The organism is Qipengyuania aestuarii, assembly GCF_019711535.1.
GTDB lineage: Bacteria > Pseudomonadota > Alphaproteobacteria > Sphingomonadales > Sphingomonadaceae > Qipengyuania > Qipengyuania aestuarii.
In genome coordinates this window covers 712,072-731,745 of the sequence record NZ_JAIGNP010000001.1, presented here as the reverse complement: position 1 = coordinate 731,745, position 19,674 = coordinate 712,072, and the positions used below count along the sequence as shown (strand labels likewise).

The window sequence follows — 19,674 nt, the reverse complement described above, 5'->3', positions numbered from 1 at the left end:
TTGAGGGGCGGATACCTGCGTGCTTGCGGAGTTCGCAAAGCGTCGCATACCGACAGACGACACGACACGAAAGAGTTCCAACCTAATGAAAACTCTCGGATTTCACCGGATCGTAGCCAGCCTGGCGATGGCCGTTTCGCTGCTGCTTGGCGCACAGGTGGCGTTGGCGCAGACGACTCTGGAGCAAGGCGACCTAGTCGGCCCTGTTCCCGATGAAACTCCCTCGGCAGCGCTTGAGGCAGTCGATCCTGCCGAAGCTGCGGATGTGGCCGATCCCGATGCAGTAGCAGCGGGCAGCGGAGCGTATACGCCGATGAAGCCGACCGCAGGCAAGGGGATGCCGGTGGATGCCGGCATCGACATTCAGCCTCAGTATTCGCAGACTGGCGAGTTCGCTTACGCGCTCCACTCCGGCCTGATCTGGGTCATGGTGCTGATCTGTGCCTTCGTGCTTGCGCTGATGCTCTACGTCGTCATCCGTTTCCGCCGGAAAGCTAACCCGGTACCGTCGAAGACGAGCCACAACACGCTGGTCGAGGTTGTCTGGACGGTCGTTCCCGCGCTTATCCTGCTTGGCATCGCCATCCCTTCGATCACGCTGATTGCCAAGCAGTATGAAACGCCGCCCAAGGACGCCATCACCATCAAAGCGATCGGCTATCAGTGGTACTGGGGTTATGCCTATCCCGACAACGGCGACTTCGAAATCGTTTCGAACATGCTGGAGGCCGATGAAGCGGATGCCCGCGGCGAACCGCACCAGCTTGCGGTCGACAATCGCATGGTCGTCCCCGTTGGTGTTCCGATCCGCCTGCAGGTCACCGGCGCCGACGTTATCCACTCGTTCGCCGTGCCGAGCCTCTGGTTCAAGATGGACGCCGTTCCGGGCCGCCTGAACGAGAAGATCTTCCAGGTCGATGAACCCGGCGTATACTACGGCCAGTGTTCGGAACTGTGCGGTGCACGCCACGGCTATATGCCGATTGCAGTGGAAGCTCTGCCGATGGACCAGTACAATGCCTGGGTTCTTGCTCAGGGCGGCACGATTGCCGGTGCGGAAGAAGAAGGTGTAGAAGCCAATCCTTCTGCCGCTCCGCTGCAGGAACCCGAAAGCAGTGAACCCGGCGCGCCGGGTGCAGGTGCGGCACCGGTTGCACCGACCGAAGCGTAATAGTAAGCTTTTTCTAATATACGAAGCCGAGAGACCAACCGATGGCTACCACCGCCGATAACTTCCAGGCCCACGCCGACCACGCGCACGACGATCATGCCGACCACAAGCCCGGCTTCTTCGCGCGCTGGTTCATGTCCACCAACCACAAGGACATCGGTACGCTCTACCTGATCTTCGCGATCATCGCGGGCATCGTCGGTGGCGCTATTTCGGGTATCATGCGCGCAGAGTTGCATGAACCGGGCATCCAGTACCTCCAGTTCTGGGCCGAGTTCATGGGCGGAAACGCCGATTTCGATACCTCGCTGCACATGTGGAACGTGTTCATCACGGCCCACGGCCTGATCATGGTCTTCTTCATGGTCATGCCGGCGATGATCGGTGGCTTCGGCAACTGGTTCGTGCCGCTCATGATCGGTGCGCCTGACATGGCGTTCCCACGCATGAACAACATCTCATTCTGGCTGACCGTAGCGGGCTTCTTCTCGCTGATGTTCTCGCTCTTCGTGCCGGGCGGCACGGGACCGGGCGCAGGTACGGGCTGGACCGTCTATGCTCCGCTCTCGACCTCCGGATCCTCGGGCCCGGCAGTCGACTTCGCGATTTTCGCTCTGCACCTTGCCGGTGCTGGCTCGATCCTGGGCGCAACCAACTTCATCACCACCATCTTCAACATGCGTGCGCCGGGCATGACCCTGCACAAGATGCCGCTGTTCGTATGGTCGGTGCTGGTTACTGCCTTCCTGCTGCTGCTGGCGCTTCCGGTGCTCGCCGCTGCAATCACCATGCTCATCACGGACCGTAACTTCGGCACGACGTTCTTCGATCCGGCCGGCGGCGGCGATCCGATCCTTTACCAGCATCTGTTCTGGTTCTTCGGTCACCCCGAAGTGTACATCATGATCCTGCCCGGTTTCGGCATGATCAGCCAGATCGTGGCGACCTTCAGCCGCAAGCCGGTCTTCGGCTACCTCGGCATGGCTTATGCCATGGTCGCGATCGGCGTGGTCGGCTTCATCGTCTGGGCGCACCACATGTATACCGTGGGTCTCGACGTGAATACGAAGATGTACTTCACCGCGGCCACCATGGTTATCGCGGTTCCGACCGGCGTGAAGATCTTCAGCTGGATCGCGACGATGTGGGGCGGTTCGATCGAGTTCAAGTCTCCCATGGTGTGGGCGCTGGGCTTCATCTTCCTCTTCACCGTGGGCGGTGTGACCGGCGTCTATCTCGCCAATGGAGGCGTGGACGATGTGGTGCACGATACTTACTTCGTCGTTGCTCACTTCCACTACGTGCTTTCGATGGGCGCAGTGTTCTCGCTCTTCGCCGGGTTCTACTACTGGTTCCCGAAGATGAGCGGCCGCATGCACTCCGAACTGCTGGCGCACCTGCACTTCTGGGGCTTCTTCGTCGGCGTGAACGTGATCTTCTTCCCGCAGCACTTCCTCGGATGGCAGGGCATGCCGCGCCGCTATCCCGACTATGCGGAAGCCTATGCCTATTGGAACGAGATCAGCTCGATCGGTTACGAGATCATGGCTGCTTCCATGCTGCTGTTCTTCGCCAACATCATCTATGCCTTCGTGGCAGGTAAGAAGGCTGCTCCCAACTATTGGGGCGAAGGCGCGACGACGCTGGAATGGACCCTGTCCAGCCCGCCGCCGTTCCATCAGTTCAGCGAACTGCCGGTGATCGAAGAGCATCACGATTACCACAACCACATCGGAGAGGCGAAGCCGGCACACGGCTGATCTCTTCCGAGACTGGACAAGACAGAGCGGCCGGTCCCATGAGGGGCCGGCCGTTTTCTTTTGTGCGGATGAGGGAGTGACCATGCCAGAGATGCGAATGATCGATGTCGGCGAGGTGCAGCTGCGATGTGCGATCGAAGGACCTCGGGATGGCCCCGGCGATCTCGTCATTCTGGTGCATGGATTTCCCGAAAGCTGGTACAGCTGGCGGCATCAGTTGGGTCCGCTGGCAGAGGCCGGCTTCACGGCCTGTGCGATCGACGTGCGCGGCTACGGTGGTTCAGACAAGCCTCACCCCATCGAGGCCTATGCACTCGAGCGGATCGTCGGCGACCTCGTTGGCCTCAAGTTGGCACTTCAGCCAGACCGGCCTGCAATCCTTGTCGGCCATGACTGGGGCGCGCCGATCGTCTGGAATACGGCGCTTACCAACCCCGAACACTTTCATGCGGTCGCGGGCATGGCTGTGCCCTTTGCGGGAGTACCGAGCCGGCCGTTCACCGAGGTTTTCCACCAGCACTTCACTTCGCAGGGCAAGTTCTTCTATCAGGAATATTTCCAGGAGCCGGGCGTCGCTGAGGCCGAAGCGGAAGTAGACCCGCGCGATTGGGTGGAGCGCATGATGTATTCCATCAGCGGGGACGTTCCTCCCGGTGACTATTTCAGCAAACCTTACGGAGCCACCTTCCTGGAAGGCCTGCCAGATCCCGAGCCGATGCCATGGCTCAGTAAAGCTGATCTCGACTATTATGAAAACGAATTCCGCCGATCGGGCTTCCGGGGCCCGCTCAACCGATATCGCAATCACGTCGCGGACTTCGAATGGCTTCAAGCATGGAAGGGCCAGCAGATCGAACAGTCGGCGCTCTTCGTCGGCGGCACGCGCGATCCCGCGACATTTCTGTTCGGCGCGGTCAGCGACCCGATCGCACTGATGAAAATGAGTGCACCAAAGGTCGAAGGGCATATCCTCGACAATGTCGGGCACTGGACCCAGCAGGAGAGGCCGGGCGAAGTCAATCGGCTGCTAATCGACTGGCTCGACCGGCTCTGAAAGGGTGAAACGCTTCCCCGCCTTTTCTCCGCTATACTTTGCCTTTCTGGGTTCGTGTGCACCCTCGATGCCCGCACAGACTTCTCTCCTGAACGAGGAAGCCGAGATCGTCGCACCGGGCGTCATCAGCACAGCAGAGGCCGAGGAGGTCAAGCTGGCGGAACGGCCCGATGGGCTTCAGCAGGTCTGGGGAGCGGTGGGACGCAGTGGGCGCGGCCGTCTGGATCTCTGGGAACGTCACCGGGCGGCTGATGGTCAATGGTCGCCGCCCGCACGCCTCGCCATTAACGGTTCGGGAGAAGATTTCGACCCGGCCTTTTCGCCGGACGGAACACGGCTTTATTTCCATTCCGACCGTCCCGGCGGGAAGGGTGGCACGGATATCTATGTTTCCAAACGGTTGGGCGCCTTTGGCTTCAACCCGCCACGAAATCTGGGCCCGTCGGTCAACAGCGCAGGCGATGAATGGGCGCCTTGGCCGCTCGCGAACGGCAAATTGCTTTTCGCTTCGGATGGCTGGGGCGGCGCAGGAAAACACGATCTGTTCATGGGCGATCCCGCTAATCCCGAAGGTCCACGCAATTTCGGACCTGCAGTCAACGGACCGCTCAGCGAATTCGATCCGACTCTTTCCACCGATGGGAAAACGCTGCTGTTCAGTCGCGGTCTCTACGGGCCAACGGGGGAAGATTTTGCAGTCTGGAGGTCGGAAATTGTCGGAGGCGAGTGGCGCGAGGCAAGGCCCGTAGCCATAGGTTGCGGCAGCTACACAATCGGCCTCGCGTTTCTGCCGGATGGGGATTTCAGCTTCTCCAGCAGATGTCCGTCCGCGGAGACCGGAACCATGGTGATTATGCGAATGTCACGAGACGGATTGGACAGCGCTTCGTAACGGACTATAGGCGGGATCACGAGATTCCCATGACCGACGCCGTCTCATCATCCCAGCTCCCCGCGGACTGGCGCGATTTCTTCGCGCTTACCAAGCCGCGCGTGATGACATTGGTCATCTTCACCGGCCTCTGCGGTCTGCTGGCCGCGCCCGGTTCGATCCACCCTGTGATTGCCTTCACTGCGATCTTCTGCATCGCCATTGGCGCGGGAGGGGCGGCGGCTCTCAATCAGTGGTGGGAAGCCGATATCGATGCGGGCATGAAGCGCACCTCCAAGCGTCCGCTTCCCTCGGGCCGCATGAACCGCACGGATGCGCGCGATTTCGGTATATTGCTGTCAGCGGCCTCGGTCATGATTATGGGGCTGGGCGTGAATTGGCTCGCTGCTGCGATTCTCGCGATCAGCATCGTCTATTATGCGGTCGTCTACACGATCTGGCTGAAGCCGCGTACGCCGCAAAATATCGTCATCGGCGGCGGGGCGGGTGCCTTTCCTCCGATGATCGGCTGGATCGCGGTAACCGGCGATATCACGCTGATGCCGGTCTTGCTGTTCGCGATCATCTTCTTCTGGACGCCGCCACATTTCTGGGCTCTCGCCCTCTTCGTGCAGAGCGATTATGCGAAGGTCGGTATTCCCATGATGCCGGTCGTGAAGGGTGAAAAATCCACCCGCCGCCAGATAATCGCCTATTGCGTGCTGCTGGTGCCCATCGCGGCTGCGCCATGGCTGATCGGCGGGACGGGCGCTATTTACGGGGTCACGGCCATCGCGCTCTCGCTGGTTTTCCTGCTGATGAGCGTGCCTGTTGCGTTCCGCACCGCTGTCGAAGGCGACCGGATGATCAAGGAAAAGCGGCTGTTCGCATTCAGCGTGTTCTACCTCTTTGCGCTTTTCGGGGCGCTCGTCGTCGACCGCCTTGCGGCACATTACGGAGTTTTCGGATGACGCCCGAAGAAGAGAAAGAATATCGCCGTCGGCAGAAGAGCCGCAATCTGGTTCTTGGCGGGATCCTGCTGTTCATGGCAGTGCTGTTTTATGCTATCACCATCGTAAGAATGTGAGGCCCCTATGACGACCGCGACCTTGGAATCCCGGAAGAACCGCACGGCGCTATTGGCGTTGGTTGGTGCTGCGGCGATGCTGGGGTTGGGTTATGCTGCGGTGCCGCTTTACCAGTTGTTCTGTCAGGTTACCGGATTTGCAGGGACCACGCAGCGCGCCACTGAAAGCGACGCGGCAATTGCCGAACGGTTTGCAAAATCGTCGGGCGGGCAGGAGATTTCGATCCGGTTCGACGGAAATGTCGCGCCAGGCCTTGGCTGGAGCTTCCACCCCGAACAGGTGACCGACACCGTGACCATCGGCCAGCGGGACATGGCGATCTATCTGGCGAAGAACAATACGAACCGGCCCATTACCGGCACGGCGACCTTCAATGTCGAGCCGGAGCAGGCAGGAGCCTATTTCAACAAGATCCAGTGCTTCTGCTTCACCGAGCAGACGCTGCAACCCGGGCAGGAAGTTCGCATGCCCGTGCTTTATTTCGTCGATCCCAAAGCGCTCGATGATCCGAATATGGATGGGGTGGAGCAGATCACCCTTTCCTACACTTTCCACGAAGCGAAGGAATAAGGGCCTTCTGCCCCTAGACCCGCAGGCAAACGCGCATTAAGGGCCTTGCGCTAAGCGAAACCCAGGACACAGGTACAATGGCTGGTAACGTCAATCACGAATATCACATCCTCGAACCCGACATCTGGCCGTTCATCGGTTCGTTTTCGGCGCTGATCTTTACCAGCGGCATGGTGCTGTACATGCACGAAATGCCCTCGGCACACCTCGTGCTTGGCCTAGGTATCGCGGGTCTGATCGCCACATTCTTCAGCTGGTTCTCGAACATCGTGAAGGAAGCCGAACGCGGCGACCACACGCCGATCGTCCAGCTGCACATGCGTTACGGGATGATCCTGTTCATCGCGTCGGAAGTGATGTTCTTCGTCGGCTGGTTCTGGAGCTGGTTCGATTTCTCGCTCTTCCCTTCCGAAATTTCCGAAGTGATTGGCGGCGAATTTCCGCCCGCAGCGATCGAAGCTGTCATCAATCCCTTCGGTCTTCCGCTGCTCAACACGCTGATCCTTTTGTGCTCGGGCACGACCGTGACCTGGGCTCACCATTCTCTGATCCACGGCGACCGCGAAGGCCTCAAGAAGGGCCTCTGGCTCACCATCATCCTGGGCGCGGTGTTCACTTGCATCCAGGCTTATGAATACGCCCACGCACCCTTCGCTTTCGGAGGAAACACCTACAGCTCGGCCTTCTACATGGCGACCGGGTTTCACGGCTTCCACGTTTTGGTGGGCACGATCTTCCTGATCGTCTGCCTCGTACGGACCTACAAGGGCCACTTTACCCCGCGCCAGCACTTCGGTTTCGAAGCGGCTGCCTGGTACTGGCACTTCGTAGACGTCGTGTGGCTGTTCCTCTTCGCCGTCGTCTACGTCTGGGGCGGCTGGGGCGCAGCGACGCACGGATGATCTCCGAACAGTACGGATAGAATTTGGGGCAGCCCGGTATACCCGTGGCTGCCCCTTTCGGTTTGGAACCAATGGCCAATCGTCTTCCCATCATTCCCACCATCATCGTCGGCGCCGCGATTGCCGTGATGATTGCGCTCGGCTTCTGGCAATTGGCGCGGATGGACGAGAAAAAGGCTATGCTGGCCCGGTTTGCTCAGGCGCAGACTTTGGACACTCCGGTCGCTTTTCCGCGTAAGGCGGAAGACATCGACAATGCGCTTTATCGCCGCAGCAGCGTCACCTGCGCCGAGGTCCTCTCCCAGCGGACAACGCCTGGGCATAATGAGGCAGGGCGCAGCGGGATTGCACAGATGGCGCGGTGCCGGCTCGGTGGTGGCGGAGAAGCGGAAGTGGCGTTCGGATGGACGCCAACGCCCCAGGTTGTCGATTGGAGCGGCGGGACAGTCCAAGGCATTGTAGGTCCGGCGGGAACTGAGGCACGACTTGTTGCCAATCCTGCGGCCGATGGGCTCGAGCCCTTGGCTCGGCCAGACCCCGCTGACATTCCCAACAATCATCTCGCTTATGCTGGGCAGTGGTTTTTTTTCGCGATCACCGCGCTGGTAATTTACATCCTAGCCTTGCGGCGCAGAACGCAGGGCGGCGGCACGCGCGCTAGGGACCATTAAAGAGCGGCTTGCTTGCCCGCGTGGGCCAGCGCGGCTAACCGCATCCGCGCAATGAAATACGTCTCCACCCGTGGCGAGGCTCCCAGCCTCGATTTCGCCGAAGTCACGCTGGCCGGACTGGCCAGCGATGGTGGGCTCTATGTGCCCGAAAGCTGGCCGCGATTCTCTGCCGATGAAATCGCCGCAATGCGGGGTTTGCCCTATGCGGAGCTTGCGGCGAGGGTGATGGAGCCCTTCGTCGGCGACTGCCTGACGCCAGAGCGTCTGCGTGACCTGACTACAAAAGCCTATGGCCGTTTCGCGCATAAGGCGGTCACTCCGCTCGTGCAGCTAGACGAGCAACATTGGGTCCTCGAGTTGTTCCATGGGCCGACATTGGCGTTCAAGGACGTGGCGTTGCAGATGCTGGGCCTACTATTCGAGGAATTTCTCGGCCGCGAGGAAGGCAGCCTCACCATTGTGGGTGCGACGAGCGGCGATACGGGCAGTGCGGCGATCGATGCGGTGGCCGGTCTCGATAACGTCGAGATATTCATGCTTCACCCCAAGGGGCGGGTAAGCGATGTTCAGCGCCGCCAGATGACCACGGTGCGCGCGCCCAATGTCCACAATATCGCTATCGACGGCTCGTTCGACGATGCGCAGGCGATGGTGAAGCGCATCTTTGCCGACAAGGACGTGACTGCAAAACACCGCATCGGCGCGGTCAATTCGATCAACTGGGCGCGGCTTATGGCGCAAGTGGTCTATTACTTTGCGGCCTGGCTTCAGCTAGGCGGGCCGAAACGCAAGCTCGCCTTCAGCGTGCCGACGGGCAACTTTGGCGACGTCTTCGCAGGCCACGTGGCAGCGCGAATGGGCCTACCGATCGAGCGGCTGATCGTGGCCACCAATGTCAACGATATCCTTCACCGCGCGCTCAGCGAGGGCGATTATTCGGCAGGATCCGTTACACCTACCGCATCGCCAAGTATGGACATTCAGGTCAGCTCCAATTTCGAGCGCCTGCTGTTCGACGTTGGCGGCCGCGACGGGGCGGCGATGGCGCAGCAGATGCGCGGCTTCGACACGGAGCGGGCCATGCGCCTGACCGATTTGCAGACACGAGGCGCTTCGGCCCTATTCTCCAGCGCGCGGGCCGATGAGGACGACACGCTTCAGGCGATGCGCTGGGCCTGCGAACATTGCGGCGAGCTTCTTGATCCGCATACGGCCATCGGTCTCCACGCGGCCAGGCAGGCTGATATCGATCGTTCGATACCAGTGGTAACCCTGGCGACGGCACACCCTGCCAAGTTCCCCGATGCCGTCGAGCGCGCAACCGGTATCCGGCCCGGCCTGCCTGCGAGAATTGGCGATCTCTTCGCGCGCGAGGAAAGCTACGTCGAACTGCCGGGCACCTACGATGCGGTGCGTGACCACATTCTCGGGAATGCCGCCTGATGGCCGATTTGCAGCGGGAGCCGGTGCTGATGGTGGGTGAGGGCTGGGACAGCTATCGACTCCTCGATAGCGGGCATGGGCGCAAGTTCGAAGCCTATGGCGATTACCGCTTTGTCCGTCCTGAACCGCAGGCGATGTGGACGCCGCGGCTCGGCGAGTGGGATGCTCATGGCGAATTCGTGCCCGGCAGCGACGAGGATGGCGGCGGACGCTGGCAGTTTTCCAAGGACGTGCCGCAAGATGGCTGGGAATTGGGGTGGGGGGACGATGTCCGCTTCACGGCGCAATGTACCCCCTTCCGCCATTTGGGCTTCTTTCCCGACATGGCACCGGTCTGGACCTGGATGGGCGAGCAGCTTGAGGGCCGAACCGATGCGGAAACCATGAACCTTTTCGGGTACACCGGCGTCGGGACCCAGGCTCTGAGCGGCCATGGCCGGGTCACCCATGTCGATGCCAGCAAGAAGTCGGTCGCCCAAGCTCGTGAGAACGCAGCCCTGGCAGGGCTCGACGATCGCCCGGTGCGCTGGCTCGTGGAAGATGCAATGAAATACACCGCGCGCGAGGTTCGCCGCGCCCGGCGGTACGATGGCATCATCCTTGATCCGCCGAAATTCGGTCGCGGGCCCGATGGCGAAGTCTGGCGGCTCGAGCAGGGCCTGCCCGCTCTGGTCTCAGACTGCCGCCAGTTGCTCGATTCCGACAGCAGCTTCCTTTTCCTCACAGTATACGCGGTACGCATGAGCAGCCTGGCGCTTGGCGGGCTCCTGAAAGAGGTGTTCGCCGGTCTGCCCGGCAAGATCGAACATGGCGACCTTGCGGTTCAGGAAGAAGGCGGGCGCTTACTGCCGACTGCCATCTTCGCTCGCTGGTCCAATCCGCGCTAAGACCCGAACCATGAACGATTCGCTGATTCTCGAAGTTGCCGATTTCGAACATGATGTTCTCACCGGCATCTATTCCGAGGAAACTGGCAAGCCCCAACCGCTTCGCTTCACGATCCAGGTGCGGATGAAACCCCTGCGGCATTATGATCCCGATACGTCGCTGGACGACTCGAAGAATTATATGGACCTGAAATTCGCCGCCTCGGATGCGCTGCCGGAAGGTGTGCACTTCAAGCTGATCGAGGCCGTCGCCGATCATGTCTGCGAAACGCTGTTCCTTCAGGACAAACGTATAGACGCGGTGACCGTGAAAATCGTAAAGCTGGCCATTGCCGAAGCGGGCGAGAAGATCGGTATCACACTTCATCGCGAGCGCCCCTGATGCAGGAGATTGCGGTCGAGGGTTTGCCGGACGACCCCCTTCAGGCGGCGGGAATTTTTCACAATAGCTGGCTCGCCGCGATCGAGCGGTCCCTTGGCGAAGGCAGCAGCGTCACGATTTGCGTTCCCTCGGCCGACCATACGCATGAAGAATGGCGCAAGGCAGCAGTCGCCATGCTGGCGCGCAAACACACGCCGCATCGCGTGAATATGGTAGCCGGAAGCGGGGCCCAAGCGAGAGCGGTTGTCGAGTATCTTGAATCGGCTCACGCTGTGACGGGCCAATATCTCGAGGCTGCCATATGAGCGTGACGATAGTTTTCCTTGGCCCCTTGGCGGATCTCGCCAACGGGCATGAGCTTGAGGTTGCAGGTCCGCTCGATTGGGCCGGTTTGCTGAGAGCCGTGGGGCCGGACATCGCGCGAGAAATTCAGGCCGACCGGGTGAATGTGGCGTGCGGGGGCAGTGTGCTTGCCGACAAGAAAAGTCTTCAGGCCAGGGACGGTGATGAAATTGCTTTGTTGCCGCCGGTTAGCGGTGGCTAGGCTGACTTTATCCACGCCCCTCGATGTGAGGGTTCTCGCCAAGGGCATGTCGGTCGGCGAAGCGTCGGCGGCATTCAGCGCTGCCTATCCTGAAGCCGGGGGCATCGTGTCGTTTTTGGGTAAAGTGCGACCCGGCAACGACGTTCGGGCGCTGGAGCTTACGCATTACGAGCCGCTAACCAAATCGGGAATGGACGATCTTGCCCGCTCTGCACTCGAGCGATTCGCACTCGATGGTATCCTGGCATGGCACCGGATCGGTGTGATGGTCCCGGGGGATGCGATCGTCCTCGTCGCTGCCGCAGCACCGCATCGCCGAAACGCATTCGATGCTGCCGATTTTGTGATGGATCATCTCAAGTCCGCGGCCTGGTTCTGGAAACGCGAGCGGCGGGCCGAAGGCTGGCACTGGATCGAACCGCGCGAGGCCGATTACCAGGACAGGCAAAGATGGGAGCGGAGATAGTTGCGCTGTTTTGATCTCGATCAAGGAAGCTGCTTCCTAAGGCTTGCATAGAGGTCTCCACAAAGGAGACCTGAAATGTCCAAGCATTTTACCCGCGAACTCGTCGAGCAGCAGGCGCTGATCGTTGCCGAGCCCAAGCCGCGTCACGAGGTGGACCGGAGCTTCGAACTGCCCAAGGGGCTCTATGCGGTGACCGTTTCGCTCTATCTTGGTTTCCTGCTGGTGATGGCGAGCGGGCTGTCTTCGCCGGGTCTCGTCATTCCCATGGCGATCTTTGTGCTATTCATCGTCGCTGGCTTCGGCGTTCCGGCGCTTTGGGCCAAGGTGGGTCCGCCCACGAAATCGAAGCAGATGAGTTTTGCGAAGCTTCGGCGTGAAGGCATCGCCACCCTGACGGGCCGCCTCTCGGCTCGGGATGCGAGCGTCCAGATGCTGATCTTGCCGATCATCATCTTCTGTTGGGGAGTTTCGACCGTCCTTATCGCATCTGCTGTGCGCTGAGGGCCTTCAGGGGAGAGGGAGGAGCGCGGGGTCGACCAGTTCGATCCCGCGTTTCTTCACCTTGCGGATAGCTCCGGCGCGCTCGAAGCGTGTGAGCATGCGGCTCACCGTTTCTATGGTGAGCCCAAGCATGTCCGCCAGTTCGCCCCGTGATAAGGGCAGCTCGAAATAGGTCGCGGGATGGCATGGGGAATCGCTGGCGGCACGGGCCATCGAGAGAAGCGTACCCGCAACACGTTCACCCGCCGATGCATTTCCGGTCAGGGAAAGCAGTTCGCGGCTGGCGAACAAATCTTCCTGGGTACGCCGCAGCAGCGCCTGACCGAGTCGCGGATAGCGTTCGATAGCCTGCGAAAAGGCGGGGCCAGCAAAAACGCAGAGTTCACTTTCCGCCAGCGCCACCACGTCGTGATGTACATAAGGGCCAAACATTTCGCCCACGAAGCCGCTGGGGTGGACGAGCGAGAGGATGCGTTCGCGCCCGTCTGCGCTCGTAGACGTGATTTTCAGCGCACCGCTTTTCAGCGTGGCACAAGCCAGTTCATCGGTTCCGGCTGCAAACAGCGTTTCTCCCGCCTCGAGAGTTCTGATCCGGCCAGCCTTGGCAAGCTCATCTCTCTCATCCTCGCTCAACACGGCGCAGGCGGCGCGATCACGCACCGGACAAGTGGCGCAGGCGAGGCTCATCGGACGCGGGCGCGCAAGTCTTCGAGAATCGCATCTTCTTCGGCGACAAGATGGATCACGCGGCCACGCGCGGTCTCTATCGCGACCGTGTCTTCTGTCGCGACCCTCGCAGAGGCATAGAGCGAGTCGAGGTCGCCAAGCGGAACAGCTGCGCGGCTGCGTGCCGAATCGAGCTCGGCCAGCACCACCTGCGCCGCTGCCCAATTGTCGCTGCCGACAGCGCTTCCTCTCGCGGACGACACGATTCGCGCCGCGCGGGGGCGGACGGCAAGAAAATCGCCATGTGCCTCTTCAGCCGCTGCAAGAAGCGATTGAAGGCGGGCGGCAAGACCTCCCGTCAGATCGACTTCGACAGGTGGCACGTCGATCCGGGCCGGCTCTCCGGTATCGAACTGTCCTTCGGCGCGCTCGACGTCTCGGATGGCGAGAGAAGGGTAATCGCTTTCTGCCGTCGCACAGGCGCCAAGCAGGAAAATGAGGATAGTGAGTGGGGCGGCAGTTGCATATTGCGGCATGGCCGCCACATAGCATGCGTCAGGCAGGGTGCCAGAGTGAAAGGCAAAAAAGGCAATGCTCCAGCGTTGACTTGGGCCAGCCTTTCGCTTAACGGCACGCTTCTTTCCGGGCCTACTAATCAGTGGGTCGACGGGCGCGCCGTAGATTCGCAAGGATGCGGCACAGCAATTTGAACGAGAGACACGTACCATGTTCGCAGTAGTGCGCACGGGCGGCAAACAATACCGAGTTGCCGCCGGAGACAAGATCGCAGTTGAAAAGCTGGCTGGCGAAGCCGGCGAAACCATCACGCTGGGCGACGTTCTGCTCGCTGGCGAAGGCGACAAGCTTGCCGATGCGGCGAAGACCGTCGTTTCGGCAGAGATCATCGCGCAGGCGAAGAGCGAAAAGGTCCTCGTCTTCAAGAAGCGTCGCCGTCACAATTATCGTCGCAAGAACGGCCACCGTCAGCAGATGACGCTTCTGCGCATCACTGCGGTCGGTGATTCGAAGGCTGAAAAGAAGGCGGCTCCCAAGAAGGAAGCAGCCAAGGCCGACGAAACTCCGAAGGCTGAAGCGAAAAAGGCCGCTCCCAAGAAGGATGCGGCTCCCAAGAAGGCTCCTGCCAAGAAGGCAGATGCCAAGAAGACCGAAGCCAAGAAGTAAGGAGCCCGGACCATGGCACATAAAAAAGCAGGCGGTTCGTCGCGTAACGGTCGTGATTCGGCCGGTCGTCGTCTTGGCGTGAAGAAGTTCGGCAGCGAGAACGTCGTAGCCGGCAACATTATCGTGCGTCAGCGCGGCACCAAGTTCTACCCCGCCGTCAATGTCGGCATGGGCAAGGACCACACGCTGTTTGCGCTTACCGACGGTGTCGTCCGATTCCACTCGGGCAAACTCGGCCGCAAATACGTGTCCGTCGACCAAATGGCGGAAGCAGCCGAATAACCGGACGTTCCGATAACGGGATCGTCCACACGGGACGGTCCCAGCCGGTTTAACGATCCGGCAGACGAAGAGGGAGATGGGGCCGACCCGTCTCCCTCTTGTCGTTTCTCCCTCTTCATCATCGCAGGCGAAATTGCGTTTCGCCGCCACGCAATTGTCACGTGTCCGGCCTAGGAGCCCGGAGCGTGGATGAACCGGGAGAATACCGATGTTCCATGTTACGAAGAGGCTGCTGCTGCGGCCTGCCTGGCCTGAAGATGCAGAAGCCTTGTTTGGGGGGATCGCCGATCGAGGCGTCGTCCGCAATCTCGCGCGTGCGCCGTGGCCCTATCTTCCGGAACATGCCCGGCAATTCGTGGCGATGGAAAAAAATCCCATGACGCCCAGCTTTTTGCTGACGCTTCCCGGCAGCGATGGGTCGAGCATTATCGGCGGCGCCGGCCTCGGCGACTTGGATGGCGGAGTTGAACTGGGCTACTGGATTGCACGTCCTTACTGGGGGCGGGGCTACGCGACAGAAGCTGCTCGGGGCGTGCTCGAAGTCGCCAGGATCCTAGGCTACGAGCGTGTTCAGGCGGGACATTTCGTTGACAATCCTGCGTCGGGCAAGGTGCTGCGAAAGCTTGGTTTTCGGCCAACCGGCAAAACCGTTAAGCGCCACAGTTGCGGCCGGGGCGAGGAAGCGGAATGCGTAACCTATCTGCTCGATCTGGCCGCCGATGATGGGCCGAGTTTACAAGCAGCCTGATTTCTAACCAAAAAGGCCCCCGGATTTCGTGTTCCGGGGGCCCTTTTGATATCTGAGGAGCCTAGGTTATTCAGCGGGGCTGAGCGCCGCTTGAAATTCGCCCTCATACTTGCCGATCAGCGCGCGATCGTCGTGATCCCAAGGATGGAAACCTGGCTTGAAATAGGAGAGCCATGCCGGAACGATGCGGCGCACCACCCCGGGCGAGATTGCGAGGTATTTGAACATACCCCACTTGGCCTTCCATCCCGTAATCCCGTCTTGCGCGAGCAATTCAAGCGAATCGGTCCAGCGGTTACGGAAGAAATGAAACGTGACCAGCAGCATCATGATGGTGCGTAGTTTATATCGCTTCGCCTTGGGCCAGTCTTTGGTCGCGTGGTTCCACGTATCGTAAGCCACGCCCTTGTGTTCGATTTCTTCCACGGCGTGCCATTCCCACATCGCGCGAACTTCCGGATCGGCGTTATCGAAATGGGCTGGGTTGGCGAGAAATTCTGCGGCCATCATCGCAGTATAGTGTTCGAGCGCCATGGTCGTGGCGAGGTTGAAGATTACCGGCCTCTCCTTCGTCATCGCCAGCAGCTCTTCTACTCGCTTGTCGATCGCCTTGATGTCGTAGCCGTGGTCTGCGGCTAGGCGATTGAAGGCGATGTGCTCCCGAGTATGGTTGATTTCCTGCCGTACGAACGCTCGGATTTCGGCTTCTAGCCGAGGATCGGCACCTTCGCGGTGGGCCTTTACTGCTTCGATGAAGAAAGCTTCACCGCGCGGAAAGGTCGCCGACAGCGCATTGTGCCAAGCTGTTCCGAACGGGTCTCCAGCCCACCAGCGCCGAGGCGCGGCAGCACGGTTGAAGCGCTCGTCACGCACCGTAATCGTCAGATCGGCGGGGGTTGGAGCGGAAGGATTTGCTTGTTTGGATGCCAGTGCGTTCAAGGCAATCTCCATCATCACTTACAGCAATGTAAATTAGGACTTACTGACATTAATGTCAATAAGTGACCCCTCCGGGGTTGCGAAAGGCAAATGATGCGATAACGCTTCGGGCGATGGCTACTCGCAAGCGTCTTTCCCCGGAGGAATCCCGTCTGGCAGCCCTGGAGGCGGCTCGGCTGCTCCTGATCGAAATGGGTCCGCAATCTGTTACGCTCAAGGCCGTCGCGTCGCGGATCGGGCGGACACACGCCAATCTGCTTCATCATTTCGGGTCCGCGGCCGGATTGCAGAAAGAACTTGCCCGCCATTTGGCGGAAACGGTCTGTTCGACCATCGCCGACGCCGTACGCGCAAGCAGAGCCGGCCTCGGTCGGCCGCGCGAGGTAGTCGATCTCGCATTCGATGCTTTCGACAAGGAAGGTGCCGGAGCGCTTGCCAGTTGGATGATTCTGACTGGGAACGAGGATGCACTTACGCCGATTGTGGAAACCATTCATCAATTGGTGGACGAAATCGCACCGGAAGAGGCGCTGCATCTGGCGCAGCCTTTGCAGGTCCACGAGGAGACACTCGGCCTTGTCCTGATGGCGCTTGGCGATGCGCTTATCGGAACTGCTCTTTCCCGGTCTCTAGGGCTTCCGGATACCGCAGCCCGCGATCGGGCCGAAAGAATGCTGACAGGCGCTCTGGAAACTCAAACCTGAAAGCGACCGGCGCAACTCACTCGGTGAGAGATGAAGCCATCCATTCGGGCGCTTTTTCACGTTCGATGTCAGCAACTCTCACGTGGTCTACGGCGAGACGAAGGTGCTCGTAAGCGACTTTGCGGCGTTTTTCGTCCGACCGGTCGAGCGGGACCACCAGCAAGCGCCGATTGACCTTGCTGCGCCAGTTCATACGGGCAGTGTTTTCCTGGCCGATGTAGCAGCCTTTGTCGAAAGCAACGCCGTTGAGCTCCACCGCGTTGGTTTCCAACCAAAGAATGTCGGCCAGTTCATCGCGTCCCTCTGGCACTCCTAGCGAAAGCCGATGGGCGCGGTAGCGTTCATCGGCTGCGGCATCGTTGTCGGTTGCAGGTGCGATCCATCGCTGACCGAGCGATGCGAGCCGCGGATCGGGCGCGCCTCCATCACCGACGTGCTCTTCCCAGTGAACTGCCACTGTTTCGTCGACCTCAATATCGATCTTGCGCCGCAGCCTGTAGAGAGACAGCCTTTTGGCAAGTTCTTCTGCATGTTCGGCTTCGCAGTCGAGCAACAGTGTGCCACCCGCGGCCGGCCACACCAGCATGTCGAACATGGCCTTGCCCTGAGGGGTCAGGAGACCGGCGTAGACAGGCAGCTGTTTCGTTACGTCATTCGTCAGCAGTCCCTGGAGGAAAGCTGGAACATCCTCGCCATCGTCCTGCGGGCTGACACGGATCACGGCGCGGTTCATTAGGCGAGTTGCTGTCATGGGTGACAGATAGGCCCCCTGCGGCCATAGGCAACCATCATGACGAATCCCGCCGACTCACTCACCATCCGCCGACCAGACGACTGGCACCTCCATTTTCGCGACGGCGCTACAATGCGGGCCGTGGTCCCTCATACTGCGCGCCAATTCGCTCGAGCGATCGTCATGCCCAATCTCTCACCTCCGGTGACCACGACCGCTTTGGCGAGGGCTTATCGCGAGCGGCTGCTCGAGGCGGTCCCAGAGGGCAACGACTTCACACCGTTGATGACTGCCTACCTCACCGACCAGACCGATGCAGACGACCTGGCCGCAGGCTTTGCCGATGGCGTCCTTACGGCGGCAAAGCTCTATCCGGCAGGCGCGACCACCAATTCCTCTCACGGGGTGACCGATATCGCCAACATCGAAAGCGTGCTGGAGCGAATGGCGGCCATAGGCATGCCGCTTTGCGTTCACGGCGAGGTCACTCATGCCGATATCGATATTTTCGATCGCGAGGCAGTTTTTATCGATCGCATCCTCTCACCGCTGGTCGATCGTATGCCGCATCTGAAGGTCATCTTCGAACACATCACCACCAGGCAGGCAGTCGAATTCGTCGATGGTGCCGGGCCGAATGTGGGGGCGACAATCACTCCCCAGCATCTTCATATCAATCGCAACGCCATACTCGTCGGCGGCATCCGCCCTCACATGTTCTGCCTACCGGTTGCCAAGCGGGAGGAACACAGGCTGGCGCTCCGCAGGGCGGCCACATCGGGTTCGAAGAAATACTTTCTCGGCACGGACAGTGCGCCGCATCATCGCCATGCGAAGGAAAGCGACTGCGGGTGCGCGGGTATCTTCAATGCGCCCTATGCTTTGGAAAGCTATGTTGAGGTGTTCGATGAAGTGGGCGCGCTAGGGCAGTTCGAAAGTTTTGCCAGCTTCAACGGGCCGGAATTTTACGGACTGCCGGTGAATGAAGGCAGCGTTACGCTGGAAAAGGTGGACGTTGCTGTGCCTGAAGAAGTCGATGGAGGAGATGCATCCATCGTACCTTTCCATGCTGGCGAAACACTTAAATGGCGGCTGGTTTCCTGACGCGGGAACGCGACCACAGGTCCCAGACGAAAATGGCTGCGGCCCCCCAGATGCAGGCGAAGCAGGCAATCTGAGCGGTCTTCAGTTCTTCTCCGAAGACAGTCAGCCCCAACAAGAAGACGATACTGGGGGCGAGGAACTGGATGAAACCGAGGGTGGAATAGGGCAGTCGCCGCGCGGCAATCGCGAACATCAAAAGCGGAATGGCGGTCAGCACTCCGCCAAGCATAATAGCAAGGCTGAGACCGATGCTCTGGGAAAAGCCGGAGCCTGCCGGCAAACCGGCATAATACCAGGTCACGCCGGCAGCAGGAACCAGCAGAACCAGCGACTCTATCGTGAGGCCGGGTAATGCCCCTACGTCCACCTGCTTGCGAATAAGGCCGTAGGATCCGAAGCTCAGCGCCAGGGTCAGGCTGATCCAGAGCGTGGTCAATGCGCCCCCGATGAGCAAGGAGACACCCACGCCCGCCAGTCCCACGGCCAGCCATTGCAGCCGCGACAGGGTTTCCTTGAGAAGGAGTGTGCCGAGGAGCACGTTAACCAGCGGGTTTATGTAATACCCAAGGCTTGCCGCATAGACATTGCCGTTCTGAATGGCCCAGACATAGACCACCCAGTTGACCGCGATGAGCGTCGCCGAAAGAAGCAGCCATCCCATTGTTTTCGGGCTTCTCAGCGCATCGCGAAGTTGCGGAAATTGCTGACGGACCAAGACGATCAAGAGGCAAAGCGGAAGCGTCCAGATAATTCGCCAACCAACGAATTCGAGCGCTGGGACCTCTTTCACGAGAAGAAGGTAGAGAGGGAGGAAACCCCATATAACATAGGCCCCCACGGCAGCGCCGAGGCCAGTCTTGGGATGCTCTTTTGCTGTCGGTTCCATGAATAGCTGCCGCGTAGGCCCGCCGCCTTCACGCGGCAAGCATCAACTTGTCCCTGTCAGATACACGCCTCGTCGATAAATCGGATTCTTCCAGATCGGTTGCGTTCTGTTCAGGTAATC

The 19,674-nt window shown here is 60.1% G+C and carries 25 protein-coding genes; 20 read left to right on the top strand and 5 right to left on the bottom strand.

Annotated features, from left to right (window positions below; genetic code table 11):
* The first annotated feature begins 85 nt into the window (after positions 1–85).
* From coxB to K3175_RS03610, 15 genes are all read left to right on the top strand, one after another.
* Entirely contained in the window at positions 86–1,171 is a 1,086-nt protein-coding gene (gene coxB / locus K3175_RS03680) for a cytochrome c oxidase subunit II (protein ID WP_247710639.1), read from the top strand.
* A 41-nt stretch (positions 1,172–1,212) separates the two neighbouring features.
* A complete protein-coding gene (gene ctaD / locus K3175_RS03675) occupies positions 1,213–2,931 on the top strand; it encodes a cytochrome c oxidase subunit I (RefSeq protein WP_221541986.1) in 1,719 nt (572 codons plus the stop codon).
* An 82-nt stretch (positions 2,932–3,013) separates the two neighbouring features.
* Positions 3,014–3,985 carry an alpha/beta fold hydrolase gene (locus K3175_RS03670; RefSeq protein ID WP_247710638.1) on the top strand — a complete coding sequence of 324 codons (972 nt, stop codon included), beginning with the start codon at positions 3,014–3,016 and terminating at the stop codon, positions 3,983–3,985.
* Between the two features lie 67 nt (positions 3,986–4,052).
* Positions 4,053–4,877: a TolB family protein gene (locus K3175_RS03665; protein WP_221541985.1), complete on the top strand. Its 825-nt coding sequence runs from the start codon at positions 4,053–4,055 to the stop codon at positions 4,875–4,877.
* A 29-nt stretch (positions 4,878–4,906) separates the two neighbouring features.
* A complete protein-coding gene (locus K3175_RS03660; RefSeq protein WP_221541984.1) occupies positions 4,907–5,827 on the top strand; it encodes a heme o synthase in 921 nt (306 codons plus the stop codon).
* Between the two features lie 123 nt (positions 5,828–5,950).
* Positions 5,951–6,514, top strand: coding sequence for a cytochrome c oxidase assembly protein (locus K3175_RS03655; RefSeq protein ID WP_221541983.1), 564 nt, complete (start codon positions 5,951–5,953; stop codon positions 6,512–6,514).
* A gap of 77 nt (positions 6,515–6,591) precedes the next feature.
* Positions 6,592–7,416, top strand: coding sequence for a cytochrome c oxidase subunit 3 (locus K3175_RS03650; RefSeq protein WP_221541982.1), 825 nt, complete (start codon positions 6,592–6,594; stop codon positions 7,414–7,416).
* 71 nt (positions 7,417–7,487) lie between these two features.
* Positions 7,488–8,087, top strand: coding sequence for an SURF1 family protein (locus K3175_RS03645; RefSeq protein ID WP_221541981.1), 600 nt, complete (start codon positions 7,488–7,490; stop codon positions 8,085–8,087).
* A gap of 51 nt (positions 8,088–8,138) precedes the next feature.
* A complete protein-coding gene (gene thrC, locus K3175_RS03640) occupies positions 8,139–9,530 on the top strand; it encodes a threonine synthase (protein WP_221541980.1) in 1,392 nt (463 codons plus the stop codon).
* Complete coding sequence (locus K3175_RS03635) at positions 9,530–10,417, top strand: class I SAM-dependent methyltransferase (protein ID WP_221541979.1); 888 nt, start codon at positions 9,530–9,532, stop codon at positions 10,415–10,417. The genes thrC and K3175_RS03635 overlap by 1 nt, the downstream gene beginning before the upstream one ends.
* 10 nt (positions 10,418–10,427) lie before the next feature.
* Complete coding sequence (locus tag K3175_RS03630) at positions 10,428–10,799, top strand: dihydroneopterin aldolase (protein ID WP_221541978.1); 372 nt, start codon at positions 10,428–10,430, stop codon at positions 10,797–10,799.
* A complete protein-coding gene (locus K3175_RS03625; protein WP_221541977.1) occupies positions 10,799–11,104 on the top strand; it encodes a Rossmann fold domain-containing protein in 306 nt (101 codons plus the stop codon). The genes K3175_RS03630 and K3175_RS03625 overlap by 1 nt, the downstream gene beginning before the upstream one ends.
* Positions 11,101–11,343 (top strand): MoaD/ThiS family protein, encoded by a 243-nt coding sequence (locus K3175_RS03620; protein WP_221541976.1) that lies wholly within the window; start codon positions 11,101–11,103, stop codon positions 11,341–11,343. The genes K3175_RS03625 and K3175_RS03620 overlap by 4 nt, the downstream gene beginning before the upstream one ends.
* Positions 11,336–11,809, top strand: coding sequence for a molybdenum cofactor biosynthesis protein MoaE (locus K3175_RS03615; protein ID WP_345719302.1), 474 nt, complete (start codon positions 11,336–11,338; stop codon positions 11,807–11,809). The genes K3175_RS03620 and K3175_RS03615 overlap by 8 nt, the downstream gene beginning before the upstream one ends.
* A gap of 75 nt (positions 11,810–11,884) precedes the next feature.
* The gene (locus K3175_RS03610) at positions 11,885–12,310 is read left to right on the top strand and encodes a hypothetical protein (RefSeq protein ID WP_221541975.1); all 426 of its coding nucleotides are present in this window, start codon (positions 11,885–11,887) and stop codon (positions 12,308–12,310) included.
* A gap of 6 nt (positions 12,311–12,316) precedes the next feature.
* Here K3175_RS03610 and K3175_RS03605 read toward each other — a convergent pair whose 3' ends face one another.
* Positions 12,317–12,997, bottom strand: coding sequence for a Crp/Fnr family transcriptional regulator (locus tag K3175_RS03605; RefSeq protein WP_221541974.1), 681 nt, complete (start codon positions 12,995–12,997; stop codon positions 12,317–12,319).
* A complete protein-coding gene (locus K3175_RS03600; protein ID WP_221541973.1) occupies positions 12,994–13,521 on the bottom strand; it encodes a hypothetical protein in 528 nt (175 codons plus the stop codon). Before K3175_RS03600 ends, K3175_RS03605 begins: the two co-directional genes overlap by 4 nt.
* Positions 13,522–13,702: 181 nt before the next feature.
* Here K3175_RS03600 and rplU point away from each other — a divergent pair, with 181 nt between their 5' ends.
* From rplU to K3175_RS03585, 3 genes are all read left to right on the top strand, one after another.
* Entirely contained in the window at positions 13,703–14,158 is a 456-nt protein-coding gene (gene rplU / locus K3175_RS03595; protein ID WP_221541972.1) for a 50S ribosomal protein L21, read from the top strand.
* Between the two features lie 12 nt (positions 14,159–14,170).
* Positions 14,171–14,440: a 50S ribosomal protein L27 gene (gene rpmA, locus K3175_RS03590; protein WP_006833595.1), complete on the top strand. Its 270-nt coding sequence runs from the start codon at positions 14,171–14,173 to the stop codon at positions 14,438–14,440.
* A gap of 208 nt (positions 14,441–14,648) precedes the next feature.
* Positions 14,649–15,188: a GNAT family N-acetyltransferase gene (locus K3175_RS03585; protein ID WP_221541971.1), complete on the top strand. Its 540-nt coding sequence runs from the start codon at positions 14,649–14,651 to the stop codon at positions 15,186–15,188.
* 66 nt (positions 15,189–15,254) lie between these two features.
* Here the strand turns inward: K3175_RS03585 and K3175_RS03580 are convergent, their stop codons facing one another.
* Entirely contained in the window at positions 15,255–16,139 is an 885-nt protein-coding gene (locus K3175_RS03580; protein WP_221542342.1) for a metal-dependent hydrolase, read from the bottom strand.
* Positions 16,140–16,240: 101 nt separating this feature from the next.
* On the opposite strand from K3175_RS03580, the gene K3175_RS03575 reads away from it, so the two are divergent.
* Positions 16,241–16,831 (top strand): TetR family transcriptional regulator, encoded by a 591-nt coding sequence (locus K3175_RS03575; RefSeq protein WP_221541970.1) that lies wholly within the window; start codon positions 16,241–16,243, stop codon positions 16,829–16,831.
* 16 nt (positions 16,832–16,847) lie between these two features.
* Here K3175_RS03575 and ygfZ read toward each other — a convergent pair whose 3' ends face one another.
* Positions 16,848–17,582, bottom strand: a complete 735-nt coding sequence (gene ygfZ / locus K3175_RS03570; protein ID WP_221541969.1) for a CAF17-like 4Fe-4S cluster assembly/insertion protein YgfZ — start codon at positions 17,580–17,582, stop codon at positions 16,848–16,850.
* A gap of 39 nt (positions 17,583–17,621) precedes the next feature.
* Here ygfZ and pyrC point away from each other — a divergent pair, with 39 nt between their 5' ends.
* Positions 17,622–18,668 carry a dihydroorotase gene (gene pyrC, locus K3175_RS03565; protein ID WP_221541968.1) on the top strand — a complete coding sequence of 349 codons (1,047 nt, stop codon included), beginning with the start codon at positions 17,622–17,624 and terminating at the stop codon, positions 18,666–18,668.
* Here the strand turns inward: pyrC and rarD are convergent.
* Complete coding sequence (gene rarD / locus K3175_RS03560; RefSeq protein ID WP_221541967.1) at positions 18,646–19,554, bottom strand: EamA family transporter RarD; 909 nt, start codon at positions 19,552–19,554, stop codon at positions 18,646–18,648. The genes pyrC and rarD overlap by 23 nt on opposite strands.
* Positions 19,555–19,674: the final 120 nt, after the last annotated feature.